Annotated in this window: 8 protein-coding genes and 1 pseudogene; 2 read left to right on the top strand and 7 right to left on the bottom strand. The window is 57.6% G+C overall.

The features are described from left to right. Positions 1-168: 168 nt before the first annotated feature. The gene (locus G3A56_RS27840) at positions 169-1,311 is read right to left on the bottom strand and encodes an RHE_PE00001 family protein (RefSeq protein WP_165909441.1); all 1,143 of its coding nucleotides are present in this window, start codon (positions 1,309-1,311) and stop codon (positions 169-171) included. A 190-nt stretch (positions 1,312-1,501) separates the two neighbouring features. Between G3A56_RS27840 and G3A56_RS27835 the strand changes: the two are divergent. Further along, positions 1,502-1,906: pseudogene (locus G3A56_RS27835) on the top strand (integrase); the annotation flags it as partial. Here the strand turns inward: G3A56_RS27835 and G3A56_RS27830 are convergent. Continuing rightward, positions 1,900-4,866, bottom strand: coding sequence for a Tn3 family transposase (locus G3A56_RS27830; protein WP_130519709.1), 2,967 nt, complete (start codon positions 4,864-4,866; stop codon positions 1,900-1,902). The pseudogene G3A56_RS27835 and the gene G3A56_RS27830 sit on opposite strands and share 7 nt — an antisense overlap. A 165-nt stretch (positions 4,867-5,031) precedes the next feature. Between G3A56_RS27830 and G3A56_RS27825 the strand changes: the two genes are divergently transcribed. Continuing rightward, positions 5,032-5,613: a recombinase family protein gene (locus tag G3A56_RS27825; RefSeq protein WP_109614887.1), complete on the top strand. Its 582-nt coding sequence runs from the start codon at positions 5,032-5,034 to the stop codon at positions 5,611-5,613. 68 nt (positions 5,614-5,681) lie between these two features. Here the strand turns inward: G3A56_RS27825 and G3A56_RS27820 are convergent, their stop codons facing one another. From G3A56_RS27820 to G3A56_RS27800, 5 genes are all read right to left on the bottom strand, one after another. After that, entirely contained in the window at positions 5,682-6,101 is a 420-nt protein-coding gene (locus G3A56_RS27820) for a hypothetical protein (RefSeq protein ID WP_130519711.1), read from the bottom strand. A gap of 120 nt (positions 6,102-6,221) precedes the next feature. After that, on the bottom strand, positions 6,222-9,209 hold the full coding sequence (locus G3A56_RS27815) for a hypothetical protein (protein ID WP_130519713.1): 2,988 nt from the start codon (positions 9,207-9,209) through the stop codon (positions 6,222-6,224). Continuing rightward, positions 9,206-9,478 carry a hypothetical protein gene (locus G3A56_RS27810; RefSeq protein WP_130519715.1) on the bottom strand — a complete coding sequence of 91 codons (273 nt, stop codon included), beginning with the start codon at positions 9,476-9,478 and terminating at the stop codon, positions 9,206-9,208. Before G3A56_RS27810 ends, G3A56_RS27815 begins: the two co-directional genes overlap by 4 nt. 6 nt (positions 9,479-9,484) lie before the next feature. After that, a complete protein-coding gene (locus tag G3A56_RS27805; RefSeq protein ID WP_130519718.1) occupies positions 9,485-11,632 on the bottom strand; it encodes a hypothetical protein in 2,148 nt (715 codons plus the stop codon). A 43-nt stretch (positions 11,633-11,675) separates the two neighbouring features. Beyond that, positions 11,676-11,954 carry a hypothetical protein gene (locus G3A56_RS27800; protein WP_130519720.1) on the bottom strand — a complete coding sequence of 93 codons (279 nt, stop codon included), beginning with the start codon at positions 11,952-11,954 and terminating at the stop codon, positions 11,676-11,678. Positions 11,955-11,965 lie beyond the last annotated feature (11 nt).

The following is an 11,965-nucleotide window of genomic DNA, read 5'->3' as shown; positions in this document are numbered from 1 at the left end:
ATCTGCCGTTTCGTTCTGCTTTTGGACTATCAGCTGCAGCGCAATTTGCAACGCAATTCCCCCAAGGTTAACAACCAATCCCTTACTATACCGTTCCGCGGAACTAAGTGACGGTCTAGCGGCCCCGCCCGAAGTTAGCATAACCTTTTTATGTCTGCCGGTCAGAACTCATAAAATCCCCCACGCCCGAAACCTTCCCCTGCCCGTCATCTCGCGAAGACCGAGCTCCTGCACGATGCGCCTCGCTCCTTGAGGCGTGACCTCAAGCGTCTTCGCCACCATCCCGGCCGAGATCAACGGCCGCGCCATGACCAACTCGACCAGCTCCGGCAGCCTGGACGACGTTCGCCGTCCCTCCAGCTTGCGCATCATCATCTGCCGCGCCAGCACCAACCGGTCATGCTCCTTGAGCCCCGTCTCGGCGGAGATTGTCAGCGCCCTTGCTATCGCCAGCAACCGCGTCTCACGGTCACGATGCCGGCGCCGCTCGACCGGAATGGCCTTGAGCCCGAGATTGATCGCTGCGTGATGACCGCCAGTGGTAACGCCGCCCTCGCGCAGGACCGAGGCGGCGAGCAAACGCCCGAGCCAAGGCGCATGCTGGAGGACAGCGATCTGGTTCCAGGCATCCAGCGCCACGATTGCCTGCAGGACCGGCGGCAAGTCCTGGGCACGCGCGAGCACGGCCCGCCACTCCTCCAGCCGCTCGTCCTCATCCCAGTCGAGGTCATAAACGAACGGATCCTTTTCCGGAGCGTTTTTGGCGCTCCCCGGCTTCTTCGCCTCTTCGATCGCGACCCCGGATCGGGCGAGTACTGCATCGATCGCTGCAAACGCATCACCCAGACCATCAATCTCGGGATCTTCCGCATCCCCTATCTCGGCCGGAGCGTCGCTCACCTCAACACTGCCATCCCGCACCCCCTCCCTGTCTCCACCCAATGATGCTCCGGCCCACGACCGGCCGCGGAGGGAGGCGAGGCCTTGATCAGAGAGGGCCCAGGCGGGGGGATGGGCGGCGATGCGACGGCGAGTTTTCAGGATGTCGCGGGCAATGGTGAGTTCATGGGTGGGAGCACGGATATCCCGGAGCGCGTCATGCAGGACGAGGTCTTCGAGATGAACGAGTTCACCGTCGACCCAGAGCGAGGCATGCGCGTCGAGGAAATGCGACCGCTCGAGAAAGCCCTCGCCGACGGGGGAGCGGGCAATGCGCTCGTCGAGACGGGCAAGAGCAACAGCGGCCTCGGAGATCGGCCGCAGCAGGCTGTGGATGGGCAATTTGGCGAGATCGTAAGACATTGAATTTATGGTAAATGATTTGTTAAGCGAAAGCTATATCCGCAATAGCGTTCTGTACTCCTCACAGCTATGCCGATGGTCTATGACCTCCGATAAGTAACCCTTATCGATGATAGATTGATCTGACGCCGCAAATCACCAAAAGTGGCCTCCGTCACGGGCCTGAAACACGCCAGAACCGCCCGTTTTTGGAGCCAAAATGCCGCCTGTGCAAAAATCCGCCATCGAACGCCGCACCGAGGAACTCGACACGATTGCAGCCGTCCTGCCGATCGAGCGCCGCGACGAGCTCGCCGAGCTGTTGAGCGATCAGGATGTCGAGACGCTGCGCCATCTCGTCAACCAGGGCATGGGCGACAATACCCTTCGGGCACTGACGTCTGATCTGGCTTATCTCCAAGCCTGGGCGCTGACGGCGACGGGAAAATCGCTGCCCTGGCCGGCGCCCGAAGCCCTCCTCCTGAAATTCGTTGCCCATCACCTGTGGGATCCGCAACGGCGCGAAACCGATCCCGATCACGGCATGCCGGCCGACATCGACGAGGCGTCACGACACGAAAGTGTTGGATCTGTCCGACTTTTGAGAACGTATGGTGATCACGCTGCGAGGATAGATGTTTCGCGCCGCAATGGCCTGAGATCAACGCCGTCTGTTGGGGTCCAGATGTAATCGCCGGTGAGACTGATGTGCTGCCAGCCGAGTGGGGTAATGTGTTTGATGATGTCAAGCGGCGTGGGAATGCCCTCGCGGTTGAGCTCGGCGAACGCCGGTTCGAGATAGAGTGTGTTCCAGTAGACGATGGCGTTGATTAGCAGGTTCAGTCCAGATGCTCGGTAGAACTGGCTCTCGAAAGTCCGGTCGCGCAATTCTCCGAGGCGATTGAAGAACAGTGCGCGGGCCAAGGTGTTCTGGGATTCGCTCTTGTTGAGGCCGGCCGTCGCGTTCCTGCGCATTTCGGGGTTCTGCCACCACTGGGGCAGAAAGATGGACCGATTGATGCGACCGAGATCGCGTAGCGCCAACGCCAGTCCGTTCTGGCGTGGGAATGCGGACAGCTTTGCCAACAGGGTCGAAGGCCGAACCTGCCCGGAACGGATCGTCGTGACCAGCCGCAGGATGTCGTTCCAGTTTGCCTTGATCCGCTCGACGTTGATGTGCTCGCCAACGAGCGGCGCCAGGTTTTCGGGAGGCGCGTCGCCCGGGAAGAGATAGAGCTTGCGATCCTTGAGACCGCGCAGCCGAGGCACAATCTGGAAACCAACGAGATGGCAAAGGGCGAAGCTCATATCGCTTACCCCGCCGGTATCGACATAGTGGGTTTCGATGGCGAGATCGCTGCCATGATAGAGCAGTCCATCGAGGACATAGATGGCTTCGCTCGCATTGGCATTCATGGCGATGATGTAGAAAGCGCCGTACTGGTCAGAGGTGAACCGGTAGAATTTGGCGCCGGGGTTGGGACCATAGCGGCCGTTGAGGTCGCCGATCGCCTCGGCGTGTCCGCCCGCCGGAAAATACTGGCCATCGGAGGATGACGTTGTTCCATCGCCCCACAAGCTTGCCAGAGGCAATTGCCTCTGGGCGTTGACGAGAATGGCGTGCGCGGCCGTGTAACCTTCCTCGCGAATATGCCAGTCGTGCGCCCAGGCGAGTTGGCGCATCGTAATGCCGGGGGAAACGTCCGCCATTCTCGTGAGACCGAGATTGATGCCGTCCGCCAGGATGGCGGTGAGGAGCGCAAGCTTGTTGTCGGCCGTCCGACCGCTGCGCAAATGGGTAAAGGCGTTCGAAAATTCCGTTCGGGCGTCAACCTCGAGCAAAAGGTCAGTGATGCGGATCGCAGGCAGACGGCTTTCCACCTTTAGCTTCAGCGACTTGGCGATATCCGGAAACATAGCCTTGTGCGGCGTGACGCTAAACCCCGCCCCGGTCAGTTCTACATCGTCGAGCTCGCCGGCTGCGGCCAGACGCGAGAGGTCAGCCAGTCCATCGTTCAGCAGCTGGCGCTGTTGGCGAAGATAAGTCTCGACATCGGTATCAACGGCGATTGGAAGCGCTCCTTCCTCACGCATCAGCTCGAATGTCGGCGTGGGAATGAGAAAGCTTTCGAAAGACTGGAAGCGTTTGGCTCCTTCCACCCAGATATCGCCCGCATCGAGCCGGCGCTTCAATTCGCTGAAAAGGCAAAGCTCATAAGCCCTGCGATCAATCTTTCCATCTTTGAGTATGAGAGGCATCCAGCCCTTCGGCGCAAAGGAGATCGGTGCCTTGTCGGGTATGGTCCTTTTGCCCGTACGATATAGACCCGCGACCACGGATAGCGCCCGCAAGAGGTTCGCCGCCACTGCGTGACCGCGGAACACGAGAGTGGAGAGAAACTGTGGCGCCAGTTTCCTGATCGTCGGATAGCGCTGGAGCATTTCGATTTTACCGTCGATAACATCCGGCGCGATCAGCGTATCAACCGCCTGGACACTGGTTGCAAAAGCTGGCCATTGGATGACCAGATCAAGCGCTTTGGCCATGTCCTCACCCTTCTCTCTGGCCTTGATGATCGCATGGCAGACTTTTGAAACGTCCTTCAACGGCGTCTGCACTTCCCGAACGGATCGGGTGACGCGAGCAGCCGCCTGGTTATTGGCTCGCCGCGTCAGGATGCCCATGAGTTTCTTGAACATGTCGATCGCGCAATCGGTGAGATGGCGGGAAAGGTGGAGCACTGTTGCAGCCAGGACAGCATGTCGGCGTTCGGTGTTAAGGTCGCGCAGATGCTGCGCGCTCATTCGCGTCCCCTCTGCAGCAAATTCGTCAAAGACCTTGGCCGGAATTCGATCCATCAACGTCGTCGGCAGGTTCAGAGACCGGAGAAAACGAATGCGCTCGGCAATTCTGTCGAGGTTGACGGCGGCTGGCGACAATGCCGGCGTTCTCGCCCAGGCAAGAATGGTCACGCTTGTCCCCTCACGCGGATCGAGAAGCTTGTCCAGATCGAGCTTTTGGCCTTCTGAGATCCCGCCGGCCAAGGCCCGATGAGCAATACGAATGCCGCGCCTGATTGCCACATGAATGATGGCTTCGAGCGCTGGCCGCGCTGGCAAAAGAATTCTCCTGCGTCGCAGTTCTTCCACGACCATATCCGCCAATACATCGGCCTGGCGCAGGGTTTGCGCGGCAGGTGTCAGCCAGCCTGTGAGTGCCCGCACGTCCGAAGGCACAAACGGACGCATCTGCATTCTGTAGAAAAGCAGGGCCAGATGCTCGCGCCGCGTCTGTGGGCGCTCGAAATAACGTTCGATCTCATGGTGATCGACGCCGATCTGCCGCGCCAGAAATCGTAAGACGCCAGCCGGCAGGACCTCGCCATCCGCAAGCGGTCGGCCAGGGTATCGTAGCGTGGCCAGAACACAGGCGAGGCCCAGTCTGTTCGCGGCCTTGTTCTGTCGCATGATCAGGTCGAGATCCGATCGATCCAGCGTATAATGTTTGGCGATCTCCCTTTCGTTATCCGGGATGATCGTCGCCTGTTGCCACCATGCCTCGCTCAGTAATGCTCTTCGCGCCATTCACTGATCTTCCCGTTTCGCCGCGGAGAGTGCAGCGAAACGGAAAATGCGTGTCCGACAAACGAACGTTTCGCGGCATCCACAGTTCTTGTCCGCAAACCTTGTCATGAAACGGCAAATCGGACAATGTCCGAATTCAACGGAAAAACGGACAAACCACGTCTCATGACCTCTATCGGCTATGCAAGGGTCTCCACCGGCGAGCAGGACACCGCCCTGCAACTCGACGCTTTGCGCAAAGCAGGTTGTGAAAGGCTGTTCGAGGATAAGGCATCCGGCGTGAAGACTGACCGCCCCGGATTGGCTGAGGCGATCCGCTACGTTCGCGACGGCGACACGCTCACAGTCTGGAAGCTCGACCGCCTCGGCCGGTCGATGAAGCACCTCATCGAGATCATCACCGAACTGGAGGCCAAAGGCGTCGGCTTCCGATCCATCACCGAAAACATCGACACCACGACATCCGGCGGTCGCCTGGTCTTCCACCTGTTCGGCGCGCTGGCACAGTTCGAGCGCGATCTGATCCGGGAACGAACACGTGCCGGTCTGCAAGCCGCAGAGGAACGCGGCCGACGCGGTGGCCGACAAGTCGTCGTAACCCCGGACAAACTTGCCAAAGCCCGCCAGCATCTGGCGGCCGGTTTGAACGTCCGGGAAGCCGCGGCCCGCGTGAAAATAGGGAAAACCGCCCTCTACGAAGCTCTCAAGGCCGAAAAAGCAACGACAACCACGGTCAAACCAACCTGAGTTCCGGATACGTTCTTAAAAGTCGGACAGATTCGCCACTTTCGTGTCGTGACGCCTCTTTGGAGGGATTAGCTCCCGCCTCCGAGAGCAACGGACTGCACCCAACCGACGAAGATGCCGACAATGCCGATCACGCCAGCGATACACGCTGCCATGAACGATCCGCCAGCACTGTGACGGCTCTGCTCGTTGTTGACGGCATCCCACCACTTGTAGAGCGAATAGAGCGCAAACATGATGGAGAGCGCACTGCCAGCGTACAGGAACGTCGAGCCAACATTGTTCAAGCCCGATTGGGCATCGTCCGGGTTCAGACGAGAACTGGCTGCGGCCGACTGCGCCTGTTTCTGGAAATCGAGCGGCGCTTTGGGGTCTGCCCCCTGTGCGAACGCCCATGTCGTCAACGCAAAGTAGGATACACTCGCAGTAGCAAGTGCCCCATAATATTTGTCCTTCACAGCCGTCATGGCCGAACTGACTCCGCTCATTCCCATCTCCTTTTCATCCCTGTTTCGGGGGCGAACAATCGATTTCGGTAATACTACAACCCACTGGCATTCACAACATATCAGATAACGTTTTCGTTGTGAAATGCAAAGCTGACATTCTTATTCCGCTGCTTGCTGGTACGAGTATTGTGCATCGTACTGCATGACCTCATCCGCCAGCACCTTTGCGAGTGAACCATTGTTCCGCTTTTTCGAACGTGCGATCTCATTCCATCGCGAAATTGCGGTTCCCTCTGGAAAGCGCCGGGCGAGGATATCGAGTGCCCGATCCAGCGGGACACGACGATAGATTTCATCACGAACGGCTCGATCCTCCGCTTTCGTGGAAAGTGCCCAAAGCATCCGCACTCCGAGAGCATTCTTGAAGATCACCCAACGCTTCTCGTCGTTTCGCAGCTTATACATCACCAGCACGTTCGCGCCCTTCGAAGGGTCCGAAGGATCAGGACCGTTCACATATGTCGTCAACGCCTTATCGATGGCTTCTGTACCGCCAAGCTCTTCAATGATCTTTCTGCGGGCTTCCTGCGAATCCGAGTTCAAAATCATGATTGTGGTGGCCTGCGACGTGAGGCCACGGAAATCGCCTAGCTCCTGACTGACCAAGCAAACTTCAAGATTCCACTTACGACCTGTACGGCAATCATGCCAGACCACCTCGTTAATGGTGTCGATAGTGCCGGTTAGATGGTATTCGTCCATCATCAGGCGCTTCGGGGTCTCGGCGATTGTCTGGAACTGCCGTGTCCAATAATCCTCATAGAGCGTCCGAATGGCCTCATCTTGTGGGAAGGTCATGGCGCGGATGTCATCTTTGTCGCCAGCGATCTTTGCCATGAACAACTGTCGCGTCATGAGGAACATCAGGGTGTTTTTCCGGCTCAACTCATCATTGAGCGAGCCGACCGTCAGAAGGTCTTGAAGATCGACGGCCATGACTCGAGCAGCGCCGGTTTCCATCGTGGTATGGCTGGCGAACATCGGATAGGCGGCTTCCAGCGCTTCCAGATAGCGTTGCAGCTTTTCGAGCATCGCATCGCCGAAGTCTTTCTTCATTTGCGGCTCTGCAATGATGGTCGCAATATCCTTGAAGCGGGGCGCTGCGTAGCGTTGCGCCCTCGAAGCCATCTCAGGCATTCCACGCCGCATAAACTCGTCCACGAGCGTCCAGTAGCGCGTTTTGTCGCTCAAAACGATACCAGCGGCAGTGGCGGCATCATTCAGAACCGGATCAAGGTTCGCCTGCCAACGGTTAGGACGTGAATCGATGCTGAGATCGCTCTTCACCTCGTAAACGCGGGAAATAATGCGCGTCATCAGCTCGGGAAGCAGATCCTCCTTCATCGGGATCGCTGTCAAAAGGAAGTTCTTCAGGTAAACCCTCTCGCGGTCGAGGGGGCTACGTGACCCAAGCGAAATGTCGAAGGGATTAACCGCCCACTCGGCCGTGTTTTTCGGCCGAACATACAAAACCTCATTCTGCCGCTCAGGCGGAAGCAGCTCCTTCAGCAAGTTCATGCAGCCGCTCGATGACACACCCACGTCTGCGATCATCATGAAAGGCAATTCACTGCCTGACCTATAGGCCATCAGATCAAAATTCATCCGGTTGAAAAGGACCGACTTACCCGAACCTGTACCGGCGCTGCCAAGCGTGAGCCATGCTGGCTGCTCAGGGGCGAAAGCCCTGTGAGGCAGAAGGGACCCATCCAAGCCCGTGAAAAGGCTATCCCCGGCTTGGAAAACCGGCGCTGTGCGGTGCAGAGGCATGATGACCGACAAGTCGGAAACCGGCGCAAGCACTCCGCGCCATCCTTTCGATGTGGCATTCATACCGGCGACAGTCTCGGCGAGCACCCGCACCGGATTTGCGGGACTGTCCGAAACCGAACAATCTCCCCAAGACTGGATATCCACCAGAAGACGCGAGGCGCGCGTGGGAAGCAGCTCTTGCCGCTCATGCGGCTCGATCCATGTCGCAGCTTCCAGATTGGCCTTCACAACGGCTTCTGTATCCGAACCTAGCGCCTGCGTTACGAGCTGAAGATTCTGGCCGAGAAGTTTTGTCGTGGAATTGAAGATGCCCAAGAGCTGCGCAGCAACCTGCCGCAGCCCGATAGAGCGCCGATCCGCGTGATTAAGCGATTCCAGATGCAGAGTGACCCGGTACGGCATTTTTTCCGACCGCAGGCGCGAAACAAGTATGTTGAACGGCCGGAGATTCTTCGGGAAGCGATGAACCTGACAAACCGAAAAGGTGCGCGGCCCCCACTTAATTTGACGCATATCTTGGGAAACGACAGGAGCTGACGAGAGAATCTGCTTTGCCAGCGGCTGCGCGAAGAAGTCTGACACATCGCTATCAAACGTTTTTTTGATCGGCGGATATTTCACAGCGCCGGGTTCGTGAGGCAACCAGTCATCTGGCGTCTCATGATAAAAGATGCCCTGCCTGATTGCCGCTATGTCCGGTCGCGATCCATCTTCCTTCGGTCGCATGATCTCGGCCATGACGCCACACCGTCTTAAGGCCGAAAGGACGCTCTGGACATAGGCCATGTGCGGGCCTTCCAGCCCTTTTAGCTCAATGAAGGGGTCCATTGCCGACCGCATCGCCGGCAGCTCGCTACGGGCCTCATCGTTGGCCTTTTTTTGCATCATCATTTCACGCTGCGGCCCTGCTACCGGCCGTGACGTGAGGGCCATTATAACCCGCTCATTGACCGCCCTTTTCAGGATAACATCGCGCGTTTCCCGCAGGATCGTATCGATCCGCAACTGTTTCAGCTCGGCATTATGTCGGGCGCGGTCAAGATGCTCATCAACCACCTTCTCGGCATTGTAGGAGCATTCATATGAAATCGACATGTTATGGCCGGGCGTCTTCATTACCTGCGCCAACTCGGCCGAAAAAATGTCGACCATACGATCCGCAAATTCGACTTCCGATGTGATCGAGCGAATCCCCTTGATCTCGATCAGAGTGATGTCGGAGCCATCATGTGCAAATATGACGGGACGCGGGGTGTCTGGATCGAAGCCGCTCAAATCACAAAACTGGTCAGCATTCCGGTTGAACATGCTCATGTGCGGTCCCTCGGGGTAAAGCGATACAGGAAGCCGCCTAAATCGGCGTCATCAGGTAAATTCTCAAAATCTGTGTTGAACGTGCTGGAAGCGAAACCTTCGGCGATCCGAACTCGATGTTCCAAAGATTCATCAATCGCACTGAGAGCATTAGGAAACTGGTTGCTTGCCGCCAGCCCGCGCACCCGGTCTATCAGTGCTGTCATAGCCTCACTGCCCTGCAACTCGGGCAGAAAGGCAATCTTGGACGGCTCTTTGTTCGTCGCCATGGTCCGTTACTCCATCGATGGCGTTGGCCTCTGGCCAAACGACTGGCGAACCGAATTCTGCTGTCCGAAATCGACCTGGCTACGGTTGGCGCGCTGTAGTTTCTCCTGTGCGTCTTCAATCTGGTTTGCCGCCTGCAGAACCTCTTTTGGAGGCGAGGCGAGGCGCGATCTAACAGCCGCCAGATGCCCTCCCGCGTGCGGTCCACACCGTTCAAGACGTTCAGATAACCCTTTGACAACTTGCGGGCCGGTCTCGTTCTGCAACTTGGCCCATGCGGTTTTCATTGCCTCGCCATAAGCGCCAGCATCGCCCATTGCCCGCATTCGGGCTTCCATGGGTCGAGACGGATCGGAGGCTGCGGCAGCAGCAGCAGACGCCTTATTTCCAAGCTGGATGATCTCATCCATCTGTTTCGTAAGGGCCGTATTGGCCTCACCAGCGGCACGGCGGGCTTCAACCATCGCCTCACCCGGAGCAAGTGCGCGACGGGAATTGGGTCCATGCTCTCGGAGCCGAATTTCATTGTCGATGATGCCATTCACCGCCAGATTACTCTTCATCCGGAGGGACGGCGAAAGCTCTTCCATGCGGCTATAGGCTTTAAGCGTGCGCTCCATCACATCTTTCGCGGCAGCGCGTTCCTCCAAGCCTTTGATTTTCAGGACCGTAGGCTCTGGCACCTTCCGATAAGGCTGGCCGTGCTGATCTACGATCCTCTGCGAGAGTGCTTGCCGCTCGATGAGCGTGAAATTGCGTTCGACCTTTTCGAGCGCTCGCGCATGAGCGGCGGCATAACCCGGCTGCACGATATCTTCCAGCGCTTCCTCTGCCGTCAGCTTGCCGCTCGAAACGGCATTTGCAGCGTTGACGAAGGCTGTCTTCATGCCACCGTCTTCCACCCACTGATCGGCGACGTTCGCAAGACGATGAATGCGGTCTGTGGGAGCAAAAATGTTTTTATCGACCCATATGCGATCAAGATCGACAGTCAGATGATCCGTCAGTCGGCGAAGAGAGCCATCAGAAGCTTGAATCGATAGATCGGCCGGGAGCCTGTGCGCGGCCGGATATGCCTTACTGGCGCGTTTGTCTTGCACCTTTGCGCCGGTCGCAACGAATTTCGAATTCTCTGGTATGATACCAGCAGCCCTTGCGTTCTCGATCAGCACCAGTGCGGCATAGGTCTGCTGCAATCGGCCCTCTGCATGGCGCTCAAGCGCTCCAATTGGAAAACTATCGCCCGTCCGAACCACATCCTGATAAAGCTCGCGGAACATCTCGACTGAATCGGGCTTGGCGTCGTGAATTACCCGGCGTTCCCGCGAAGGTTCGAGGCTTTTGCTGGCCGCATAGGTCTGCTGTAGCTCGATGCTATGGCCGATCTGGATCGGGTTTTCCCAACTGCCCGGAACGGGTTCTGGATTTTTCATGGCATCTCCTTCGACGGTAGATTGGGGTCGGGCCTCGCCGCTCGCCGCGTACCTCAGTTGCTGCTCGATGCTGTGGCCGATCTGGATCGGATTTTCCCAACTGCCGGGCACATTCTGCCGCGCATCTTCCATCGCAGCCTTCCGTTCAACCATGCGAGCGAAAAGCTCCGCATTGCTCTGAGCGGCCTGCTCGACATATCCGTTACCGTCATCGTGAAGTGCCATCAGCCGCTGCCAAGCCGCATCAACTCTACGCTCGATGTCAGCGCGAGCACTCTCCCGCCATCCCTGATCTTCCCCATCAGCATTGTACATGTACGAGCCTGTCTCAGCGTCGTAAGACGGTTCAGGACGCTCGATGTCGGTAGACGACTGATAAAGGGAATCGATTTCTTCCAGAATGCCGTTGACCACGGCTACATTCTGTTCGCCAAAAGCCTCAACGGCCCGCTCATACGCGCGAACCTCACTTTCCTCGTCAAATCCATCGTCAAGGAAACCGTATTCCGTGGGATATCGCTTCGCATGATCGAGCACATAGCGATTGCCGGATCTCGCCTCCGCCTTCGCGGCGACAACGGCGTCGTGAAGCTTAATGACCGCTTCATCCCTCGTGGTTGCGTTGAGCGCCGGTTCTGTGACATGCGACCTTGCCGATGCTAGTTCGGCAAGAACATGCTTTCCTCGTTCGACCTCTTCCCGGTTTTCTGGCTCTAACGCCATGGGCAGACCTCCAAAACGCACAAGTTACCGATAGCCGGAAAGGCTATCCCCACATGCTGGAAAGCGCGTAGGTGACGACAGCAGAAATCCCAAGCAGGGCACCAAAGACAAAGGCAATCACTTGGCCGTACACGGTTTGCTCACCGTGGCCGGTGAAACCGTCATTTTCGCTCTGAACCATCAGCCAGATATTGACGCCGGTTTTCAGGCAAATGACCAAGCTCAGAAGGGCAAAGATCACGGGGATCAAGTTTCCGGCTGATGCCAGAAACTCATAAAACGATTGCCCCATGGTCTCTAGGTTCTGGTTATTTGGGTTCATCTCGGCCCTCC

Origin of the sequence: Rhizobium oryzihabitans (assembly GCF_010669145.1) — a bacterium.
GTDB classification, from domain to species: domain Bacteria; phylum Pseudomonadota; class Alphaproteobacteria; order Rhizobiales; family Rhizobiaceae; genus Agrobacterium; species Agrobacterium oryzihabitans.
This window is presented reverse-complemented; position numbering and strand designations above follow the sequence as displayed.

What these genes read in the sequence shown, in the direction of transcription:
- G3A56_RS27830 (WP_130519709.1), bottom strand. Translation starts at nt 4,866, where the DNA reads ATGGCGCGAAGAGCATTACTGAGCGAGGCATGGTGGCAACAGGCGACG.
- G3A56_RS27825 (WP_109614887.1), top strand. Translation starts at nt 5,032, where the DNA reads ATGACCTCTATCGGCTATGCAAGGGTCTCCACCGGCGAGCAGGACACC.
- G3A56_RS27820 (WP_130519711.1), bottom strand. Translation starts at nt 6,101, where the DNA reads ATGAGCGGAGTCAGTTCGGCCATGACGGCTGTGAAGGACAAATATTAT.
- G3A56_RS27815 (WP_130519713.1), bottom strand. Translation starts at nt 9,209, where the DNA reads ATGAGCATGTTCAACCGGAATGCTGACCAGTTTTGTGATTTGAGCGGC.
- G3A56_RS27810 (WP_130519715.1), bottom strand. Translation starts at nt 9,478, where the DNA reads ATGGCGACGAACAAAGAGCCGTCCAAGATTGCCTTTCTGCCCGAGTTG.
- G3A56_RS27805 (WP_130519718.1), bottom strand. Translation starts at nt 11,632, where the DNA reads ATGGCGTTAGAGCCAGAAAACCGGGAAGAGGTCGAACGAGGAAAGCAT.
- G3A56_RS27800 (WP_130519720.1), bottom strand. Translation starts at nt 11,954, where the DNA reads ATGAACCCAAATAACCAGAACCTAGAGACCATGGGGCAATCGTTTTAT.